Source organism: Kitasatospora sp. NPDC002965, from assembly GCF_040611255.1.
Lineage (GTDB): Bacteria > Actinomycetota > Actinomycetes > Streptomycetales > Streptomycetaceae > Kitasatospora.
Genome location: NZ_JBEXNT010000016.1, coordinates 84516 through 105559, shown reverse-complemented (window position 1 = coordinate 105559; position 21044 = coordinate 84516). Strand labels below are relative to the sequence as shown.

At 73.8% G+C, this 21044-nt stretch carries 16 protein-coding genes; all 16 read right to left on the bottom strand.

What is annotated here, in order from left to right; genetic code table 11:
• Positions 1 to 232 precede the first annotated feature (232 nt).
• The 16 genes from ABZY91_RS10065 to asnB all read right to left on the bottom strand — a co-directional run bounded on the left by ABZY91_RS10065 (position 233) and on the right by asnB (position 21042).
• Positions 233 to 1537: a glutamate-1-semialdehyde 2,1-aminomutase gene (locus ABZY91_RS10065; protein ID WP_355401242.1), complete on the bottom strand. Its 1305-nt coding sequence runs from the start codon at positions 1535 to 1537 to the stop codon at positions 233 to 235.
• Between the two features lie 71 nt (positions 1538 to 1608).
• On the bottom strand, positions 1609 to 2166 hold the full coding sequence (gene rfbC, locus ABZY91_RS10060) for a dTDP-4-dehydrorhamnose 3,5-epimerase (protein WP_329881629.1): 558 nt from the start codon (positions 2164 to 2166) through the stop codon (positions 1609 to 1611).
• Positions 2163 to 3488 carry a polysaccharide pyruvyl transferase family protein gene (locus ABZY91_RS10055; protein WP_355401237.1) on the bottom strand — a complete coding sequence of 442 codons (1326 nt, stop codon included), beginning with the start codon at positions 3486 to 3488 and terminating at the stop codon, positions 2163 to 2165. Before ABZY91_RS10055 ends, rfbC begins: the two co-directional genes overlap by 4 nt.
• Complete coding sequence (locus ABZY91_RS10050; protein WP_355401235.1) at positions 3485 to 4432, bottom strand: glycosyltransferase family 2 protein; 948 nt, start codon at positions 4430 to 4432, stop codon at positions 3485 to 3487. The genes ABZY91_RS10055 and ABZY91_RS10050 overlap by 4 nt, the downstream gene beginning before the upstream one ends.
• The gene (locus tag ABZY91_RS10045) at positions 4429 to 5751 is read right to left on the bottom strand and encodes a hypothetical protein (RefSeq protein ID WP_329881667.1); all 1323 of its coding nucleotides are present in this window, start codon (positions 5749 to 5751) and stop codon (positions 4429 to 4431) included. The genes ABZY91_RS10050 and ABZY91_RS10045 overlap by 4 nt, the downstream gene beginning before the upstream one ends.
• A 5-nt stretch (positions 5752 to 5756) precedes the next feature.
• Complete coding sequence (locus tag ABZY91_RS10040) at positions 5757 to 7040, bottom strand: DUF4910 domain-containing protein (protein ID WP_355401233.1); 1284 nt, start codon at positions 7038 to 7040, stop codon at positions 5757 to 5759.
• Entirely contained in the window at positions 7028 to 8053 is a 1026-nt protein-coding gene (locus ABZY91_RS10035; RefSeq protein ID WP_329952860.1) for an SDR family oxidoreductase, read from the bottom strand. Before ABZY91_RS10035 ends, ABZY91_RS10040 begins: the two co-directional genes overlap by 13 nt.
• A 3-nt stretch (positions 8054 to 8056) precedes the next feature.
• On the bottom strand, positions 8057 to 8704 hold the full coding sequence (locus tag ABZY91_RS10030) for a PIG-L family deacetylase (protein WP_329881634.1): 648 nt from the start codon (positions 8702 to 8704) through the stop codon (positions 8057 to 8059).
• The gene (locus ABZY91_RS10025; protein WP_355401231.1) at positions 8701 to 9537 is read right to left on the bottom strand and encodes a glucose-1-phosphate cytidylyltransferase; all 837 of its coding nucleotides are present in this window, start codon (positions 9535 to 9537) and stop codon (positions 8701 to 8703) included. Before ABZY91_RS10025 ends, ABZY91_RS10030 begins: the two co-directional genes overlap by 4 nt.
• Positions 9534 to 10769 (bottom strand): class I SAM-dependent methyltransferase, encoded by a 1236-nt coding sequence (locus tag ABZY91_RS10020; RefSeq protein WP_355401229.1) that lies wholly within the window; start codon positions 10767 to 10769, stop codon positions 9534 to 9536. Before ABZY91_RS10020 ends, ABZY91_RS10025 begins: the two co-directional genes overlap by 4 nt.
• On the bottom strand, positions 10770 to 12044 hold the full coding sequence (locus tag ABZY91_RS10015; RefSeq protein ID WP_355401227.1) for a glycosyltransferase: 1275 nt from the start codon (positions 12042 to 12044) through the stop codon (positions 10770 to 10772).
• Between the two features lie 2 nt (positions 12045 to 12046).
• A complete protein-coding gene (locus ABZY91_RS10010) occupies positions 12047 to 13351 on the bottom strand; it encodes an O-antigen ligase domain-containing protein (RefSeq protein WP_329881668.1) in 1305 nt (434 codons plus the stop codon).
• Positions 13352 to 13367: 16 nt separating this feature from the next.
• Complete coding sequence (locus ABZY91_RS10005) at positions 13368 to 14900, bottom strand: right-handed parallel beta-helix repeat-containing protein (RefSeq protein WP_355401225.1); 1533 nt, start codon at positions 14898 to 14900, stop codon at positions 13368 to 13370.
• 8 nt (positions 14901 to 14908) lie between these two features.
• On the bottom strand, positions 14909 to 16858 hold the full coding sequence (locus ABZY91_RS10000) for an alginate lyase family protein (protein ID WP_355401224.1): 1950 nt from the start codon (positions 16856 to 16858) through the stop codon (positions 14909 to 14911).
• A complete protein-coding gene (locus ABZY91_RS09995; RefSeq protein WP_355401222.1) occupies positions 16855 to 19050 on the bottom strand; it encodes a bi-domain-containing oxidoreductase in 2196 nt (731 codons plus the stop codon). Before ABZY91_RS09995 ends, ABZY91_RS10000 begins: the two co-directional genes overlap by 4 nt.
• Positions 19051 to 19107: 57 nt before the next feature.
• On the bottom strand, positions 19108 to 21042 hold the full coding sequence (gene asnB / locus ABZY91_RS09990; RefSeq protein ID WP_355401220.1) for an asparagine synthase (glutamine-hydrolyzing): 1935 nt from the start codon (positions 21040 to 21042) through the stop codon (positions 19108 to 19110).
• Positions 21043 to 21044 lie beyond the last annotated feature (2 nt).

Genomic DNA, 21044 nt, shown 5'->3' with positions numbered 1-21044 from the left:
TGCTGAACCACCACCTCAAGGCGGCCGGGATGCTGCCTCTGCTGTGGCGCAGCCGGCTGGACCTCGCTCCGGTGCAGTGGTTCCTGCTCGGCGGCCGACGCCCTCGGCGGCTGGTGCACCGCGCTGGCGGTGGTACCGGCGACCGCGTGGGCGGTCGACCGGGTGGCCGAGGTCGCCCTGCGGAGGCGGAACCGACGTCACGTCACGTCGCTGCCCGAGACGTGACGTCCCGTCACACCAGGCGCCGGAACACGGGCTTCACCGGCCGCCCGGCGAACCAGGGGGTGGGGTCGCCGGCGTCCAGCGCCTTCCGGTACACGGCACAGGCCCCCGCCACCACGTCGACGGTGCGGTCGATGTCGGCGTCGTCGAGCGCGCTGCTCACCACGAACGACGGCGCCAGCACCCCGCCCGCGAGGAGCCGGCTCAGGAACAGGGTGCGGTACTGCTGCGACGGCTGCCGGTCCTCGTCGAGGGTGGCGAAGACCAGGTTGCTGGCCCGGCCCCGGAGGACGAGGTGGTCGCCGACGCCCGCACCCGCGGCGGCCTCGCGGACACCGGCGGCCAACCGCTCGCCGAGCGCGTGCAGCCGAGCGGTGATGCCCTCCTCGACGTAGGTGGTCTGCACGGCCATCGCGGCGGCCAGCGCGTGCGTTTCCGCGCCGTGCGTGGTGGACAGGAGGAACACCCGGTCGCCGGAGTGACGCAGCCCGCCCCGCTCCATCAGGTCGCGGCGTCCGGCCAGGGCGGAGACGGCGAACCCGTTGCCCAGGGCCTTGCCGAACGTGGAGAGGTCGGGGACGACGCCGTACAGGCCCTGGGCGCCCGCCTCGGACCAGCGGAAGCCGGTGATCATCTCGTCGAAGACCAGGACGCAGCCGTGCCGGTCGGCCAGCTCGCGCAGGCCGGCGAGGTACCCGGGCGGCGGTTCGGTGTGGCCGGCGGGTTCGAGGATCAGACAGGCGATCTCGTTCGGGTACCGGGTGAGCAGCTCCTCCGTGGCGGCCAGGTCCCCGTAGGGGAACGCCACGGTGAGCTCGGTGGTCGCGGCCGGGACACCGGCGGACATCGGTGTGGTGCCGATGAACCAGTCGTCGACGGAGAAGAACGGATGGTCGCCGCAGAGGGCCACCCGCGGGCGCCCGGTGACGGCGCGGGCGAGTCGCACGGCGGCGGTGGTGGCGTCGGAGCCGTTCTTCGCGAACTTCACCATCTCGGCGGTCGGCACCGTGGCCAGGAAGTGCTCCGCGGCCTCGACCTCCAGGACGGACGGCCGGACGAAGTTGCTGCCGCGGTCGAGTTCCCGCCGCACCGCCTCCAGCACGCGCGGGTGGGCGTGGCCGAGGCTGACCGACCGCAGGCCGGAGCCGTACTCGACGTAGCGGTTGCCGTCGACGTCCCACACGTGGGCACCGCGGCCGTGGCTGATGACCGGGGCCAGGTTCTCGGGGTACTGGTCGTCGCCCTTGGCGTAGGTGTGCGCGCCCCCGGGGACCACGGCGTGCAGCCTCTCGTTCGCCGTCCGCGACCGCGGCAGGCTGAACCCGTCGGCGTCCTGCGGGCCCGAGGAGCCCCGCGCACCCCGGCCGTCCTGGCTCTGCTCGGTGCTCACGCCGACCGCCCCTCGTGCCGCAGGACCTCGGCGAGGCTCGGCGCCTTCCGGTCCCGCTCGGACACCGACACGGCGGGCAGCGGCCAGGGGACGGCGAGTTCCACGTCGTCGAAGGCGATCGTCACGTCCTCGGCCGGATCGTGCGGGCGGTCGATCCGGTACGAGACGTCGGCGGTGTCGGTCAGGGCCTGGAACCCGTGGGCGCACCCCGCCGGGATGTACACGCTCACCTGCGTCTCGCCGCTCAGCTCGAAGAAGGCCTGGTTGCGGTAGGTCGGCGAATCCGGGCGCAGGTCCACGACGACGTCGAAGACCTTCCCGTAGGAGCAGCGCACCAGCTTGGCCTCACCGGCGCCGGAGCGCAGGTGCAGGCCGCGCAGCACGCCGCGGACCGAGCGGGACACGCTGTGCTGGACGAAGGCGGCCGGGTCGAGGCCGACCGAGCGGACCACCTCGGCGTCGAACGTCCGGCAGAAGAAGCCGCGTTCGTCGGCGTACGGCGTCGGTTCGAAAAGGTACGCGCCGGCGATCGCCGGGACTTCGGTCGCCTTCATGGAGCCTCCCGTGGTGCGTGGTCGTGGGTGTGGTCGTGTGCGTGGGTACGGTTCTGGTCGTGGGCGTGGTTCTCGGCGTGGAACGGGTCAGGGGCGTCGGAACGGGAGCGGGCGTGGCCGGCCGCCGGGAAGAGGGCCGCCGTCAGGGCGCTGAACTGCTGTTCCAGTTCCCGGCGGGCGGTCAGGTTCCGCTCGGCGAGGGTCCGCCGCAGCTCCGGCGACTGCTTCTCCAGCGCCCGGAACTGCTCGATCAGCCGGTCGGCGTCGACCTCGCGGGCCGGGTGGCAGTACTCGTCGAGCCCCATCCGGGCCATCAGCGCCTCGCTCTTCGCCGCGTAGCTCAGGGCGAGCGTCGGCGTGCCGGCCTTCAGCGCGCAGATCAGGTTGTGGTACCTGGTCGCCACCACGGTGTCGGCGGCGGCCGTCTCCCTCATCAGGTCGGCCAGTGAGGCCGGCGAGGCGGCGGTGAGCAGCGGCGAGTCCACCGCGTCGAGGATCGCGGCGACCACCGGCCTGTCGACGTCGTCGCCCATGAGCAGCCGGACCCGTCTGCCGTCCTCGACCAGCGCGCGGACGAAGCGGGTCGTCCCGTCGAGGTAGCGCCGGTGGATCTCCTCCGCCCGGGCGCGGTCGTCGTTCCCGCCGTGGAAGGCCATGACGCCGACGCAGACCGGGCCCGGTGCGCCGTCGTCGGGCGCGGCCGACGACGGCGCCGGCAGGGAGAAGGCGAGGTCCGGGTAGACCTCGTCCCGGCCGGTGTCCACGCCCATCGCCCGCATCGCGTCGCGCGACGGGGCGTCCCGGTACGACCGGTACGCGGCCAGCCGCGCCGACCAGCGCACCAGGGCCCGGGTCGGCCGGCTGCGGATCTCGGCCGCGCCGACGCTGACCAGCGCGACCCGGGTGCGCAGCAGCCGGCCGCTCGCGCAGAGCAGGAACAGCGCGTACGGGAAGCCCCACGGCCGCAGCGGAAGGGTGGCCTCCAGGACGCCCATGCCCGGCACGATCACCACGTCGTGCCGGCGCACCCAGGCGGCGGTGCGGACGGCGTCGACGAGTTTGCCCGCGCCCTTCGCCGCGATCGAGCCCGCCCGCGACGCGGTCCGGTACTCGCCGCGGTTCCAGTGCAGCCTGGTCGCGGGGATCCCGAACCGGGCCGTCACGGCCTCGGGCCCGCCGCACAGCGCGTCCACGACCGCGTCCGGGTGCGCGGCGCGCAGGTACCCGAGCACGGCCTCCAGCGACCCGTCGTTGCCGAGGTTGCCGGAGCCGAGCAGCCCGAACACCCCGACCCGCACCGGGCCTTCGGCCGCGGACGTCATGGCCGCCGCCCCTCGCGGCCGGCGACGACGGCGTCCACGGAGACGGCGAGCCGGTCCGGGTCGACCGGGGCGCGGTCCTCGACCCGCTCGCCGGCGCCCGGCCGGGCCCGGCTGGTCGCCCAGGCGGCGAGGTGGCCGTAGCACGCGCGCCGGTCGGCCGGGGAGAGCGGCACCCGCCGGATCGTCGCGACGAAGCCCCAGACGTACTCGGCGAGCAGCCGGGGCGTCGGGTGCAGCGGTCCGGCCCGGCGCGGGTCCAGGTTGACGCACCGGGAGCGCTTGGAGGGGTTCGCCCGCTCGGCGCGGGTGGGGTGGTCGCGGCGGAAGTACAGCAGCTCCGGCACCTGGTGGAAGCGCCCGCGCAGGCCGATCTCGGCGACGAACGTGCGGTCCGCGTGGTGGTAGCTGTCGAGCGGCTTGACCCGGCGCAGGACGTCGGCCCGGATCACGCCGTAGAAGTCGTCGCCGCCGGGTTCGAACAGCATGCTGCGGAAGCGCTCCGGCGCGTGCGGGGAGGCGGTGGCGAGCCCGTACTCGTAGGGGACCTTCACCCGGCCGTCGCCGTCGATGACCGCCTGGTCGGCGTGCACGAGGATCACGTCCGGCCGCTCGTCCAGCGCCTCCACGCAGCGCAGCAGCAGGTCCCGGGCGTACAGGTCGTCGTGCGAGGCCCACTTGAACAGCTCGCCGCGGCACTCGGTGAACACGTGGTTGTGGTTCGGCGAGGCGCCGATGTTCCGGGGCAGCCGGAGGTAGCGGATGCGGGAGTCCCGCGCGGCGTAGCGGCGGCAGATGTCCTGCGTCGCGTCGGTCGAGGCGTTGTCGGAGATGATCAGCTCGAAGTCCTCGTAGGTCTGGCCGAGCAGGGCGTCGAGGGACTCGGCGAGGTACTCCTCACCGTTGTAGACGGGCAGCCCGATACTCAACCGGGGTACGGCGGTCATGGAGTCCTCACTTCGGGGGTGTCGTCCTCTACTTCGGGGGTGGGGGCTCGGTGGTGCTCGTGCAGGGCGGCCCTCAGCTGCCACCACCACACGGCCGAGCCGCAGGCGGTCGCGGTGGCGACGCCCCAGGCGGAGCCGGCGGTGCCGGCCAGGGCGGCTCCGCCGAGCCCGCCGCCGAGGTAGCAGGCGGAGGCGAACAGCTGGCAGCGCAGGCTGCGCCGGGCCGCGGCGAGCGCGCGCAGCCCGGCCGCCGCGCCGCTGCCGAGGCCGGCGCCGGCGACGCCGAGGGTGGCCGGCACGATGAGCTCGGAGGACGCGTGCCAGACGTCGCCGAGGACGAGCTCGCCGATCCGGTCGGGCATCAGCAGCAGGGCGGCGCCCCACAGCAGCGCCGCGACGGCCTGGCCGCCGCCCAGCCGGAGGCAGAACCCGCCGAGCCGGTGCGGTGCCTGCCGCAGTACCCGGGCCGCCTCCGCCACGGTGACCAGGGACAGCCCCATCAGCAGGGCGAGGAAGGGGCCGAGCAGGAGCTCGGCGCCCCGGACCGTCCCCACCGCACCGACCCCGACGATCGCGCCCAGCCCGTACGCCCGGAGCTGGCCGGCGGCGCTGAGGCTGACGTTCTCGGCCAGGTACCGGGTACCGAGGTCGCGTTGCTCGCGGAGCCACCCGCGGGCCGCGGTCACCCGGGGCCGGATGCCGGACTGGAGGAAGCCGTACCCGGCGGCCACCGCGGCGGCGGCGCCCCAGGCCAGCAGGAAGGCGGCCACGGTGTTCACGCGCGCCGCCACGACCATGGCCGGGACGAGCGCGACGGCCTGCACCAGGTCGTTGGTGAACGCCTTCCGCCCCGCGCCGGCGGCGAAGAACGCGAACCGCCGGGAGTCCTGGAGCAGCAGCGCCGGCAGGGCGGCGCCGAGGCAGACGAACGCGGGCCCGATCCGACCGCCGAGGCCGAGCCCGGTGAGCAGGCACACGGCGCCGAGGGAGGAGCCGATGACGAGCGCCGTCCCCGACGACCGGGCCGCCGCCGCCCGCCAGACCGCCTCCGGTACGCCGCTGAACCGCACCACGAGCGGGTCCGTGGCCAGCCCGCGGGCGACGTTGAGCACCAGGCCGTAGGTCAGCCAGGCGAGGCTGAACACGCCGAACGCCGTCACCCCCAGCGAGCGGGCCACGAAGGCGCCCACCGCGAAGTTGGTCATGCTGGAGACCGCCTGGTCGGCCAGCCCCCAGGACAGCCGGCCGGCGATGCCCCGGCCGGCGGCCCGCCCCGGCGGGCCCGGCGGCGCCGTCGTCTCCGTCCCCTCGGCGGTCATCGGCGTCATGCCTTGATCAGCCCGGCGCCGTGCAGGGCGTCGGCCGCGGCGGCGACGGTGTCGAACGGCAGCCCGGACCGCTCGGCGACGTCCAGCAGACTCTGCTCGCCGTCGGAGAGGCTGAGCACCCAGAGCATGGCCAGCTGGGCCTGCTTGGCGTCGCTGCGGCCGCCGAGCGAGTCGTACAACCCGCGCCGGCCCAGGTGCGGTTCGCCGTACGGGCTGAGGTTGAGGTACCGCCGGTTGCGGTCGAGGACGGAGAACGCCTCGCGGCAGACCGCGAGGGTGTCCTCCAGCGCCTCCGGGGAGACGAAGTCCGGGTTGTCCGCCGAGGTGTGGTACTCGGGGTACCCGGCGTACGGGGTCCGGCTGAGCGAGCCCACGCCGAGGTCGAACCCGGGCGAGCAGTACTGCCGCTCGTCGTAGCCGTACGGCGTGAACCCGTTGACCTGGTGGGGTCGTTCGGTCGCGGCCAGGACGTGCCGCAGGACCCGGTCGATCTCCGCGTCGCCGCGCCGGCTCTGCTTGTACGTCAGCTTGCCCCGGTCGCCGGCGCAGGCCAGCACCAGCCCGTGCTTGACGCGTTCCACCCGCTCCGCGTTGCGGGCCAGCCAGGTGATCGCCCCGATGGTGCCGGGCGCGAAGATGAACCGGTAGGTGTAGTACGGCGTCCGCTCCGCCAGCTCCCGGGCCAGGAAGATCGCCACCGCGACGCCGGCCATGTTGTCGTTCGCCAGCGACGGGTGGCAGACGTGGCAGGAGACGATCACCTCGTCGGTGACCTGCCCGGGGACGACGTGCTCGGCGTAGGTGAGGTGGCCGTCCGCGAGCGTGGAGTCGACGCGCACCTCGTACTCGCCGTCCGGCATCGCGTCCAAGGTCTCCTGGGCCAGGCAGAACCCCCATTGCGGCGTGTAGTAGCTGGTGCGGTACGGCACCCAGGTCGGGTGGTCGGGCAGCGTGTGCAGGTGTTCGCGCAGCTCGGCGAGCGGCACGGTCGCCGCCACCGGGACGCTGTAGCCGAGCACGTGCAGGTTGGACGCGGCGAAGTCGACGACCCGGCGGCCGGTGGCGTCGGCGATGTACGCGTCCCGGATGTTCCACTCCTGCGGCACCGTCCAGTCGAGCACCCGTGTCCCGGTCGGTACCTCGTGCACCTGCAGCGGGAGGTACTCGCCGACGATGTCCAGGGTGGCGCGCACGCCGTCGCCGGTGATGCTCCGGCAGATCGGGTACAGCCGCTCCACCAGCGCGTGCATCCGGTCGCCCGCCGTGGTCATCGGCGCCACCGCAGGGTGTCGTCGACGGTGCCGGCGTCGGCTGCCGCGCGCAGCACGGCCAGCCGGGTGAAGCGTCGCTCGAAGTCGTCCCGGGTCAGACCGAACTTCTGGTAGGCGTCGGCGAGTTCGAGCGCCCCCCGCTTCACCGTCCACTCGCAGTCGAAGCCGGGCAGCGCGGCGCGGAACCGGGAGAAGTCCACCCGGTAGGACCGCGGGTCGGCACCGTTCTCCCCGGTGATCACCACCTTCGCGCCGGACACCGCCTCGGCGACCTGTTCGGCGATCTCGGCGACGGTGACGTTGTTGGTCTCGCTGCCGATGTTGAACGCCCGGTCGTGCACCGCCTCCCGCGGCGCCACCAGCGAGGCCGCGAAGGCCCGCGCGATGTCGGCGGCGTGCACCAGCGGGCGCCAGGGCGTGCCGTCGGAGAGCACCAGCACCTCGCCGGACAGGAGCGCGTGGCCCACCAGGTTGTTCAGCACGATGTCGGCGCGCAGCCGGGGCGAGTAGCCGAAGGCGGTGGCGTTGCGCAGGTACACCGGGCTGAAGTCGTCGTCGGCCAGCGCGTGCAGGTCGTCCTCCACCCGCACCTTGGACTCCGCGTACGGGGTCACCGGGCGCAGCGGGGCGTCCTCGGTGACCAGGTCGTCGCCGCCGGCGGCACCGTAGACCGAGCAGGTCGACGCGTACAGGAAGCGCCGCACCCCGGCGTCGCGGGCCAGCCGGGCCAGCCGCACGGAGGCGTGGTGGTTGATGTCGTAGGTGAGGTCCGGCGCCAGCGAGCCCAGCGGGTCGTTGGACAGTGCGGCCAGGTGGATCACGGCGTCCACCCCGGCCACGTGGTCGGCCGTGACGTCACGCAGGTCCACCCGGTGACCCGGCGGGTCGGCGGGCGTCGGGCCGAGGACCGAGTCCGCGAACAGGCCCGCGTCCAGCCCGACGACGTCGTGCCCGGCGGCCGCGAGGACCGGGGCCATCACGGTGCCCAGGTAGCCCTGGTGTCCGGTCAGCAGTACGCGCATGGTTCATCCCCCCAGATTGAGAGTGAGCTTGGTGACGGCGAACGCCTCGGCGTAGCGCTCGTGGCATTCGATGCCGCGGATCCGCGCCAGCCCCAGGAAGGCCTCCCGGTCGTACCAGGGCCGGTGCCGTTGCGACGGGTAGTGCTCCTGCAGCAGCCGCACCTTCTCCTCGGCGACCTCCGGGGAGAGCGGCTGGTAGGCCGTGGGACGGCCGAGGTCGGCGTCCCACTTGACGATCTCGTAGCCGAGCACGAGGTGGTCGCGGAACGCGGTGGTCACCAGCCGCGCCAGGCCGCGGTGGTCCTGGTGCGCGTCCTCGGTGCGCGGTGCGAGGACCAGGTCCGGCTCGCTCCGCCCGCGCAGCTCCTCGACCGCGGCCTTGGCCTCGTCCCAGTGCGCGGGCAGCCGGCCGTCCGGCAGCTTGAGCACGGTCAGGCGCAGGTCGGCGTCCGGGCAGAAGGCGGCGAGCGCGTCCCGTTCCTCCTGCTCCCGCTCGCCGCCACCGCCGGAGAGCACCAGCGCGTCGACCCGCAGGCCCGGCCGCGCGCGGCACACCGTCAGCAGCGTGCCGCCGGCGCCGATGGCGATGTCGTCGCAGTGCGCCCCCACCGCGACGACCCGGTCCGGGCGCCCGGACCCGAGCCGGATCACGCGGTCCTCGCCGCGCCGGCGGTGCCGCCGCCGGTCCCGCCGCCGCCCGCCCCCGCGGCGTCCCGCTCCCACACGGCCCACGGGCGGTCGCCCCGGGAGTAGGCGAGGTCCAGCGCGGCCCGCTCCTTCACCGTGTCGGTCGGCTTCCAGAAGCCGCGGTGCTGGTGGGCCACCAGCCGGCCGCGCTTGGCCAGTTGGGTGCAGCCGTCGGCGACCAGGTCCCCGTTCTCCGGGATGTGGTCGAAGACCTCCTGACGGAGCACGAAGTAGCCACCGTTCTCCCACAGCGGCAGTTCGCTCACCGCGGTGATGCCCCCCACCAGGCCGCCCTCGCCCAGCTCCACGCAGTGGAACGAGGACTGCGGCGGCACCACCATCATCGACGCACCGGCGTCACGCCGGGAGAACGAGTCGATCATCTCCGGCAGCGGGGCGTCGGTGAGCACGTCGGCGTAGTTGGCGAGGAACATCTCGTCGCCGTCCAGGTGGTGCCGCACCCGGCGCAGCCGCTCGCCGATCGGCGACTCGATGCCCGTCTGGGCGAACGTGATCGTCCAGGAGGCGATGTCGGTGGACAGCAGCTCGGTCTGCCCGCCCCGCAGCACGAAGTCGTTGGACGTCGTCTCCTCGTAGTTGAGGAAGAAGTCCTTGATGTGGTGGGCCCCGTACCCGAGGCACAGGATGAACTCGGTGTGCCCGAAGTACGCGTAGTAGCGCATCACGTGCCAGATGAGCGGCCGCGGGCCGACCATCGCCATCGGCTTGGGCACGTCGTCGGAGGCTCCGCTGCGCATGCGCAGCCCGTAACCGCCGCAGAACAGGACGACCTTCACGGCTTGACCTCGACAATGCTGAGTTCCGGGATGGGGAAGACCAGCCGGCCGCCCCAGGCGTGCACGAAGGACAACTGCTCGACCAGCTCGTCCCGCAGGTTCCACGGGAGGACGAGGACGTAGTCCGGCCGGTCGGTGGCGATCTGCTCGGGCGGCAGGATCGGGATGCGGGTGCCCGGGGTGAACCTGCCGTGCTTGTAGGGGTTCCGGTCGACCGTGTACGGGAGCAGGTCGGGCCGGATACCGCAGTGGTTCAGCAGGGTGTTGCCCTTGCCCGGGGCGCCGTAGCCGACGACCGTCTCGCCACGCTCGGCCGCCTCGACGAGGAAGCGCAGGAGGTCCCTGCGCACCTTCGCCACCCGGGCGGAGAACTCGGTGTACCCGGACAGCTCCCGCAGCCCCGCGGCCTTCTCCCGGTCCAGCACGTCGGCCACCCGCCGGCTCGGCTCGCCGGCCACCTCGGCCGGCCGGGCCCACAGCCGGATGGAGCCGCCGTGCGTGGGCAGCAACTCGACGTCCACGAGCGTGAGTCCGCCGCTCTCCAGCGCCCGGGCCGCGGACGCGACCGTGTAGTACTGGAAGTGCTCGTGGTAGATCGTGTCGTACTGGTTCTCCTCGATCAGGGTCAGCAGGTGCTGCACCTCGACGGAGACCCAGCCGTCGTCGGCGACCAGGGCGCGCAGGCCCCGGGTGAACCCGACCACGTCGGGGATGTGCGCGTACACGTTGTTGGCGACGACCAGGTCCGCCGGGCCGTGCTCGGCACGGACGGCCGCACCGGTGGCCGGGTCCAGGAACTCCGTGAGCGTGGGCACGCCCGCGTCCCGCGCCGCGGCACCGACGTTCACCGACGGCTCGACGCCGAGGCAGCGGATGCCCCGGTCCACCACGTGGCGGAGCAGGTACCCGTCGTTGCTCGCGACCTCGACCACGAAGGAGTCGGGGCCGAGGCCCAGCCGCGGCACGGCCTCGGCGACGAAGGTGCGCGCGTGCTCCACCCAGGAGGTCGAGTACGAGGAGAAGTACGCGTACTGCGTGAACGTCTCCTCCGGCGTGATCAGCGGAGGGATCTGCGCGAGCCAGCAGTCCGTGCAGACCCGCAGGTGCAGCGGGTACGTCGGTTCCGGCCGGTCCAACTGGTCCGCGGCGAGGAAGCTCTCGCACGGCGGGGTCGCCCCCAGGTCGACGACGCTCCCCAGCGCCGTCGAGCCGCAGAGTCGGCATCGTGTCATCTACTGCCCCCATTTCCTGCTCGCGCGGGTGTCCCGCCGCGAGCCAGCGTTCGTCCTCACCACCGGCGGCGCGCCGTCCGCGCCGCCGGCCCGCCCCGCGATCGCGGCGCGGTACTCCTCCACCAGGCGCTCCAGTCCGACCGCCGGACTGAACGCCTGGTCGTAACGGTGCCGGGCCGTCCGGCCCATCTCCCGGTTGCCGGCCGGATCGGCCGTGACCCGGCGAAGGCAGGACGCGAGCGAGCCCGCGTCCCCCGGCCGGTGCAGCAACCCGGTCAGCCCGTCCTGCACGAGCTCGACGAAGGCGCCGTGACCGGCGGCGACGGCCGGGACCCCCGCCGCCATCGCCTCGGCGACCACCAGGCCGAACGTCTCCATGGACATCGACGGAGCCACCACCGCGACCGACCGCGCGACGGCCTGCCGGCACTGGGCCGGGTCGTACAGGCCGGCGTAGCGCACGTCGGCCCGGCCCGCCGCCCACGCCGTCACCTCGGCCTCCAGCGGCCCCGCGCCGGCGAGCACGAGCGGCACGCCGACCCCGCCCTCCGCGGCGAGCGCGTCCCACGCGGCCATGAGCAGCCGCACGCCCTTGGACTCCGTCAGCCGGCCGAGGAAGAGCAGGTGCTCGCCGGTGTCCGCCCGGCCGGTGCCGGGGTCGGGCACGAAGTTGTGCTTCACCACCAGCCGTTCGGCCGGCATGCCGGACCGCACCAGGATGTCGCGCTGCGCCGCGGAGATGCAGAAGAACCGCTCCACGCCGGACCACCAGCGCCGCCGGTTGGCCGCCAGGCTGACCGCGAGCGGCACCGTCGCGAGCCGGGAGTTCCGGTAGCAGCCGTGCCGGACGGCGGGCAGCGAGGCCCGCGTGCCGACGCACTCCGTGCACGCCCCGCCGTCCCGGTGCAGCGTGCCGGGCGGGCAGACCTGGGTGTAGTTGTGCAGGGTGGCGACGACGGGCACACCGGCGTCGGCGCAGGCGGCGACCACCGCCGGCGACAGGAGCGGGAAGACGTTGTGGACGTGCACCACGTCCGGCCGATCGGTGCGGAGCCGGGCGGAGAGCTCCGTGCGGACCGCCGGGTTCCACGGCACGAGGAGCGGCACCGCGGCCTTCCCGAGCAGGGACCGCGCGGCGATCTCGTCGCTGCGCCGCTCGAACACGTCGACCCGGTGGCCGGCCGCGCGCAGCAGCCCCACCTCCTCGTCGACGACCCTGTTCTCGCCGCTCGGCTGCGCCGAGGAGTAGCGGTTGTGCACCACGAGGACGTGCATGGTCAGGTCACCTCCCGGTTCCGGTCCCAGCGGGGGATGCGTCGCCGCGGTACCGCGGGCGCCGTCAAGGGTGGGGCCGCGGCCGGTGTCGTGAGCAGCGACGCGGCCAGGGCCAGGTGGAGCAGGTAGGGCGAGGCGTCGCCGAGCCCGGCCTCGGTGTACGACGACATCGCGACGTAGCTGATGAGGAAGATCGCGCAGGCCCTCGGCAGCGAGGGCGGGCGCAGCAGCGCGATCCCGCCCAGGGAGAGGAGGATCGCCGCCACGAGGACGATGCCGAGCTGGCCCTGCTCGTTGTAGACGGCCAGCCAGCTGTTGTCGATGGGCAGCCCGCCGAACGACTTGTCGCCCAGACCCGTGCCGAACACCCGCTCCGGGAGCGTCCGGGGCGCCGTCAGCAGGGCGTCCCAGACCTTGGCCCGGCCGGTGAGGTTGGAGAAGTTCTCCTTGCTCTGCCCGCGCATGAACCACGCCTGCAGCGCGGAGGAGAACGCCACCGCGGCCACCGTGGCGCACACCACCGCCCAGGCGAAGAACCGGCGGGCGGCGGCGCTGGTCAGGACGAGCGAGCCGATCGCCAGCGCCAGCCCGACGAGCAGGCCGACCGTGGCCGTCCGGGTGTGGGTCATCGCGAGCAGGACGAGCGTCGGCACGATGACCACCGCCGCGCCGGTCCCGGTGGTCCGGCGGTCCAGCAGGAGCAGCACGGTGAGCCCGATGATCACCGCGGAGTACTGTCCGATCTGCGGCGGGGTGAGCGGCCACAGCGCGCCGACCAGGCGCCCGCCGTAGTACTCGGGCATGGCGGTGCCCGGGGAGATGACCAGGCCGGCGGCCACCGACACGAGCACCGCGAAGTACATCCGGATGTGGGTCCGGACGAGCATCAGGCTGCCGGTCCACCAGCGGCTGAGCAGCCACAGGGTACCGACGAAGAGGGCCAGCCGGGTGCAGCGGAACAGCGCGCCGACCCCGACCTCCAGGTGCAGGCTGGAGATGAGGCTCGGCACCAGCAGCAGGCTGAGCAGGAACAGGAAGGCGTTGGCGCGGATGCGCAGCCGGAGGTTGAGCGCGAGGGCCAGCGCGAACGCGGAGACCAGCGCGCCCATGGTGGCCATCTGGATGAGGGAGCGGGGCAGCCTCACGATGGTCTTCGCCCCGGCGGAGCCGAGCGTGTTGAGACCCAGGAGGGCCCAGACGATCCAGACGGCCTTCGGCGTGCCGCCGGGGCGTCGTTCGGCGCCGGGCCGGGGGACCGCCGTGCCCGGTCCGCCCGCCGGCCGGCCGCCCGTGGGCCCGCCGCGCATCGGTTCCCCGGCCACCTCAACCACCGGCCTGCGGGGCGAAGGTGCTGCCCTGGTCCTGCTGGTACGGCGTGCCCTGCCACCGCCCGGCGTCGAGCTTGCGGTCCGGGTCGTCGATGACGAAGCTCCACGGTCCGCGGTAGGCGTTGTCGTGCCAGCGGTTGTCCTGTTCGAGGGTGATCGCCCGGGACACCCGCTTGCCCTGGTACGGCGACCAGTCCGGGTAGGTGCCGTAGTTGGAGAGCACCGCCATGCGGGCGCACTCCACCGCGCACCTGACGACGGACGTGTCGAGGGCGAAGCGGTTGTCGTGGATGTCCACCCGCTGGGTCTTCCACCGGCAGTCGGCGTAGAGCGGTGCGGTGTCGATCGCCGGCTTCGCGCACTGCCGGGTGTCCTTCACCAGCAACGTGCAGTAGCCGGTCGAGGTGTTGGCCGGGCTGTTGCAGAACCGGTCGGCGTTCTCCCACAGGGTGATGCCGGACCAGTTGTCCTCCAGCACGTTCCGGTAGATGTCGATCCTGTCGGTGCGGGCCGGGATCCGGGGTTCGCCGCCGGCCTCCGACACGTAGACCGCCGCGTACGGGAAGTTGTCGCCGGCGGCGGCGTGCCGGCGGCCCTCGACCCAGTTGTTGCGCCGGATCGTGTTGTTCCTGATGATCGCGTTGTAGCTGGTCTCGTACATCAGCGCGGTGCCGTCGTTGGCCTCCAGCACGTTGTCCTCGACGAGGAAGTCGTTGTTGTTGTTGTCCGCCCACAGCCCGGCGCCGCGGTTGTCGTGCACCCAGTTGCCGCGGACGTCGGCGCCGTCGACGGCCCAGAACTTGATGCCCCCGGTGCAGCCGCAGCCCGGCTGCCGCCGCTCCCAGTCGTCGGTGTTGTTGCCCACGATCTCGTTGCCCTCGACCAGCAGGCCCTTGATGGAGTCGCCGGTCTTGTAGGCGTTCATGCCGTACTGCCCGTTGTTGCGCAGGCAGCTGGCGCGGACCTGCTGGCGGGCACCGGCCATCAGCCCGGCGCCGGAGTTGTCCTGGATCGTCGCGTGCTCGATCACCCACCCGTCGGCCATGTCGTGGTTGACCACGCCCTCGTCGTGCGGCGCGACGAAGCCCTGCACGGTCAGGTGGCGGATGGTGACGTCGGGGGCGGTACCGCTGAACGCGTAGTTGTTGGTCCTCCGGCCGTCGAGCACCGCGCCCGGCGCGCCGAGGTAGGTGTTCCCCTCCTTGGCCATCACCTGGGCGTAGCGGTCCGGTTCGAGGGTGTGGGTGCCCGGGCGGAGCCAGAACGTGGTGCGCGGGGGGTTGTCCCTGGTCTTCACCGCCAGGTCGTCGACCACCGCGGGGTCGACCGTCACCGCGCCCGCCGGCGCCGTCGCCGGCCCCGGCGCGGGGGCGGCGCACACCCGGGCCACGGCCACCGGCCCGGACGGCGCGGCGGTCGCCTCCGCCGGGGCGTCCGACGCGCTCGTACAGCCGGTCGCCAGCAGCAGCAGGGCGAGCGTGAGCGCCGCCGCCGACGACGCCCCCCGGTACCGTCTCCTGATCCCCACGCGCCCCCCTAGCCGCGGAAGCCGAGCACGGTGGTGAACCCCTGCGTGCCGTCGGTGAAGCCGGTGCCGACCAGCGTGGTGGCGGGTTCCTTGCGTCCGAAGCCGGCGGAGTACCAGCCCAGCGGCGGGTCGGTCTCGCCGCGGTGCGCCGACCAGGACAGCTGCCCCGGCAGGTCGAGCACCGCGGAGCGGTCCTCGCCGCCCCGGGTCCAGGTCAGCACCGCCCGGTGCCCCGTCAGGTCCGCGGTGACCGCCGGGCCGAGGTGGAACGCCAGGCGCACGGCCCCGCGCGGTCCGCGCACCTCGTCGACGATCCGCAGCTCCCGGGTCGCGGCGGTCAGCTCCACCCGGCGGCGGTGCACCGACTGCTGGTAGCCGTCGTGTTCGGCGCTCCAGCGGGCCACGCCGTCGCCGGAGGTGTCCGCGACCAGGACGCGGGTGCGGGCGTGCCGGGTCCACAGGAACGGGCCGCCGGAGACGGACTGGTCACCGCCGTCCAGCTGCAGGGTGTTGTGGCCCAGGGTCGACCGGAAGTACTGCCGCCACTCGGGCTGCCCGTGGTAGCAGAACGTCCCCGGGTCGGCGAGCACGTCGACCCCGTCGTGCCGGACCTCCACGGACAGCGCGTCCGCGTGGGCGTGCGCGGCGATGGACAGGAACCCGTGCGGACCGCCGTCGCAGCGGCACCAGATCTCCTCCGGACCGCGCAGGACGGTCAGGCCCGCGTCGGCGAAGTGGGACGGCCGGTCGGCCGGGCGGGCCACGGTCCCGTTCCGCGCGTACGGCCGGACGAACGCGGTCAGCAGCGGGGTGCGCACATCGGTGCCGGTCACCGCGGGCCACCAGGGGAGCCGGCCGAACACGGCGTCCCCGGTCGCCAGCAGCGAGCCCCAGCGGTCGGTGCCCGCGCCGTCCAGGACCAGTCCGTGCCCGTCGTCCGCGTCCCCCTGGCGCGGGGGCCGCAACCGGTTGTCCACGACGGCCGCGAGCGCGTCGGTCATCCGCAGCAGGACGAGCCGCACGGACGCGGGGACCGGCACGGCGGCGGCGTCCGCCTCGGCCACCGCGGCCAGACCGAGCTCCAGGACGAGCCCGTGGTACTCGGTGGCCAGTTCGCGGTTGAGGCCGGAGACGAAGGTGTTGCCGCGCAGGTGCCGCTCCAGCGACCGCAGCGCGGCGGACCGCCAGCGCGCCGACGAGGGGAACCACCCGAACGCGCAGGCCGCGGCGAACTGCCCGGCGGCCTCGGCGATGACGTGGTTGTTCGCCGACGACCCCCGGCTGGGGAAGGCGGCCAGCCAGCGCTGGTGGTGCCAGATCTGCTTCAGCGCCACCGGGTTGTCCTCGAACAGCCCGGCCGCGCCCGGCCAGCCGTCGAGCAGCCGGCGCACCCACACCCAGGACAGCAGCCGGATGCCCAGCTCGATCCCGCTGATCCAGTGCACGCCGCGCAGCGGCGGGTTGGCCGCCCACCACGACCGCAGGTGCTCGGCCACGCGCTCGGCGTACCGCTCGTCCCCGGTGACCGCGTAGGCGGCGGCCAGCACGGTCAGGTACTGGTGCCGGGACAGCTCCCAGATCTGCTTGACGTCCCCGACCGCGTCCTCGCTCCGGTACGGCACGTCGAAGGCGTAGCCGGACGGCGCCCGCCGCCCCGTCTTCGGGTCGCGCCACCAGTCGGGCGCCACCAGGTCGTCACGGTCCACCCCGAAGAACTCCGCGTGCCCGTCCAGCAGGCGGTCCGCCTCGGCGACGAGGCGCTTCGCGGCGTCCGGCGGCACCGCGGCGACCGCCCCGGCGGGCAGCACGGCGGTGAACCGGGCACCCGTGACGGGCGGGCAGTCCCGCGGCGCCGACCGCCACCGCCGCCGGCGCACCGCGTCGCCCACCCGGCCGCCGATCTCCTGCGGCCCCATCCGGGACAGCCGCCGCAGGTACCAGCCCGTGCCCATGGTCATCGCGCCCTCGCCAGGGTCACCGGCGCGCCGCCGACCAGGCCGGCCTGCACGGCGAGGGTGGCCGCCGTGGTGGCGACCAGCGACTCCAGCGGCACCGGCATCGGCCCGCCGGTCCGCACGGCCGCGACGAACGCGGCCAGTTCGGCGGCCTGGCCCTTGTCCCGGGCCTTGGGCAGCCGCGAGCTGACCCACCGCTTGCGGCCGTACACCGAGGCGCGGACGAAGTCGTCGAGCTTCAGCACCTTGCCGTCCGCGACGAGGTCCAGCGTCTCCTTGGGGAAGCCGGACGCGCCGGTGGTGACGTAGCTGATGGTGGCGGTGGAGCCGTCCGGGTAGCGCAGCACGACCTGGAGGTCCTCGTTGCCGGCCGGGGCGGCCGCGTACACCGAGACCGGGTCGGCGTCCAGCAGCCAGCTCGCGGTGTCGATGAAGTGCCCGCCCTCGCCGGCGAACCGCGAGCCCTCGGAGTCCTGCCGGAGGTACCAGCTGCCCTGCTGGAGCCGGCCCGCGTTGACCAGGTAGCGCAGGCTCGCCGGACCGGTCCGCGCGCCGAACCGGTTCCTGGCCTCCCGCAGCAGCGGCGCGAACCGGCGGTTGAAGCCCACCTGGATCCGGTCGTTGCCGGACTCCTCCACCGCCGCGAGCACGCCCGCCAGTTCGTCCTCGGTGAGGGCCAGGGGCTTCTCCACGAACACCGTCTTGCCGGCGAGCAGCGCCCTGCGGGTCAGGTCGGCGTGGGAGCTGTGCCGGGTGACCACGAACACCGCGTCGACGGCCGGGTCGTCCAGCACGGCGTCGAGGTCGGTGGTCGCCTTGGCGAAGCCGAACTTCCGCTGCGCGTTCGCCGCCGACAGCGCCGTCGTGGTGACGACCGTGGACAGCGTGACGCCGTCGCGCTGCGACAGGTGCGGCAGGATCATCGACGTCGCGTAGTTCCCCGCGCCGACGAACGCCAGCCGCACCGGCGCCCCGGCGGACCGGGCCGGGGCGGACACCCCGCCGCCGCGGCGCACCGCGGGCACCGCGGGCACCGCCACCGAGGGGGCCGGCGGCTTCTCCTCCGCCGCGGGGCCGGGGTACCGGAACAGCACGGCCACGGCCTTCAACTCGCCGTCCTTCAGCCGCTGGTACGTCTCGACGGCGTCGTCGAAGTCGGCCACGTGGGAGATCAGCGGCTCGACGTCGACGCGGCCGCGGGCGACGAGGTCGAGGAAGCACGCCAGGTTGCGGCGCTCGGTCCAGCGCACGTAGCCGATCGGGTAGTCCCGCCCCTCCAGCTCGTACCCCGGGTCGTAGCGCCCGGGCCCGTACGAGCGGGAGAACCGGACGTCGAGCTCCTTCTCGTAGTACGCGTTCCAGGGCAGGTCCAGCCGGCACTTGCCGATGTCGACGACCCGGCCGCGGTCCCGGGCCAGCCGGGCGGCCAGCTCGACGGGCTGGTTGCTGCCGCCGCCGGCGGCCAGGTACACCTGGTCGACCCCGTGGCCGTCGGTGAGCTCGGCGACGGCGGCCTCCACGGCCGCGGACCCGGGATCGCCGGCGGCCACGGCGCCCAGGCGCTCGGCGAGCTCGCAGCGCACCGGGTCGGGGTCGGCCCCGACGACGCGGACCCCCGAGGCGGTGAGGAGCTGCACCACCAGCTGCCCGATCAGCCCGAGGCCGATGACCAGCGCCGCCTCGCCGAGCTGCGGCTCGCCCTGCCGCACGCCCTGCAGGGCGATCGACCCGACGGTGCCGAACGCCGCGTGCCGGGGCGCGAGGCCGTCGGGCACCCGGGCGTAGAGGTTCTTCGGCACCCAGTTCAGCTCGGCGTGCAGCGCGTGCTCGTTGCCGGCGCAGGACACGAGGTCGCCGACCGCCACGTCGTCGATCCCGGCGCCGACCTGCTCGACCACCCCGCACAGCGAGTAGCCCAGCGGCGTGTAGGAGTCCAGCTTCCCCATCACCTTGCGGTAGGTGGCGGGCAGTCCGTTGGTGGCCACGCTCTGCATGACCTTGGCCACCTGGTCCGGACGGGAGCGGGCCTTGCCCAGCATCGACATGCCGGCCTCGGACACCTTCATGAGCTCGGTCCCGGTGGATATCAGCGAGAAGGCGCTGCGGACCAGCACGCCGCCGGGCTTGCACCCCGGCACCGGCACGTCGAGCACCGCCAGCTCACCGCTCTTGTAGTTCTGCACGACCTGTTTCACCGGAAGTCCCCTTGTTCCTACGCCGTCAAGTGAGTCGCGTGAGTCGGATGAGCAGCTCTACGTCGTCGCGTGAGTGCTGTGGCCGGAGCCGGAGGTCGCACCGCGGTACCAGTACTCCAGGGTCAGCACGTGCCACAGGTGCTTGGAGTAGTCCTGCTGCCCGGCGGCGTCCGCGGCGACGAGCCGCGCCAGCGCGTCCCGGCGCAGGAACCCGGAACTGACGAGCACGCCGTCGTTCACCACCTCGCGCACCAGCGGTGCCAGGTCCCGGCTCATCCAGGCCCGCAGCGGGGCGCTGAACAGGCCCTTGGGCCGGTACACGATCTCCCGGGGCAGGACCGAGGAGGCCGCCTCCTTCAGGACGGCCTTCCCCTGCCGCCCGACGATCTTGCGGTCGCCGGGCACGGCGAACGCCGCCCTCACCACCTCGACGTCCACGTACGGCACCCGCACCTCGGTCGACGCGGCCATGCTCGACCGGTCCGTGTACGCGAGGTTCAGGCCCGGCAGGAACATCCGGGCGTCCCCCAGGCACATCCGGTTGACGAAGTCGTCGAGGTCGTTGTCCTGGTAGGTGTCCGCGTGCTCGGTCAGCACGTCGTCGACGGTCCCGGCCAGGTCCGGATCGACCAGGGCCAGCAGCTCGGCCCGGTCGTACATGGTGTAGCTGCGCCGGAACGCGGTCTCCTCCGGCAGGTCGGCGAAGGAGAGGAACCGCTTCGCGAACCGCACCGACCGCAGCCCCCGGTTGGCCGTGGCGACCGGCAGCCGGTCCACGGCCGCGGACAGGCCGCGCCGCAGGGGCCGCGGCACGCGCTGGTAGCGCAGCGCGAGCTGGTTGGCCAGGTGCTTGCGGTAGCCGGCGAACAGCTCGTCGGCCCCCATCCCCGAGAGCATCACCTTGACCCCGGCCTCCCGGGCGGCCGAGCAGATCAGGAAGGTGTTGATCGCGGCGGGGTCGCCGATCGGCTCGTCCAGGTGGTACGTCATCCGCGGCAGCAGGTCGAGCACGTCCGGAGCGATCTCGATCTCGTGCAGGTCGACGCCGAACTGCTCGGCCACCTGCCGGGCGTAGCGGAGGTCGTCCGGCATCGCCTCGAACCTGGCGTCCTCGGCGCGGAACCCGATCGTGTAGGCGGAGATCCCGGGCCGGTCCCGGGCCGCCAGCGCGGTCAGGTAGCTGGAGTCCAGCCCGCCGGAGAGGAAGGTCGCCACGGGCACGTCCGAGAGCAGGTGACGCCGGGTCGACTCCTCGACGATGGCGGCGAGGTCCGGCCGTTCGCCGCCGAGGGCCCGCTCCCGGCCCTCCGCGGCGACGTCCCTCAGGTGCCAGAACCGGCCGCGGTCCACCCGGCCGTCGGGCCGGCACCGGAGCCAGCTCCCCGGCGGCAGCTTCTCCGCCTCGCGGAACGCGCACCGTGAGTCCGGCACCCAGTAGTACAGCAGTGAGGCCACCAGCGCCCCGGGGTCCACCTCCAGCGACCCGCCGGCGGCGGCGGCCAGCGCCTTGAGCTCGGAGGCGAACATCAGCCCCTCGCCGCGCCGCACCAGGAACAGCGGCTTGATGCCGAGCTGGTCGCGGGCGAGCACCAGCTCGCCGGTCCGCTCGTCGAAGACCCCGAACGCGAACATGCCGCGCAGCCGGGGCAGGCAGTCCGTGCCCCAGCGCCGCCAGGCCTCCAGCAGCACCTCGGTGTCGGAGGTGCCGCGGAACCGCACCCCGGCGGCCGCCAGTTCGGCGCGCAGCTCGGGCGCGTTGTACAGCTCGCCGTTGTAGGTCAGGACGAGGCCGTCCGAGACCATCGGCTGGGCGCCGGTCTCCGACAGGTCGACGATGGCCAGCCTGCGGTGCCCCAGGTGCACCTCGCCGGCACCGAGGGGGTGGCTGTAGCGGCCCGCCCCGTCGGGACCGCGGTGGGCGAGGGTCTCGGTGAGCAGGTCGGTCACGACCTTCCCGTCCGGCCATCGGTACGTACCCGCGATGCCACACATGT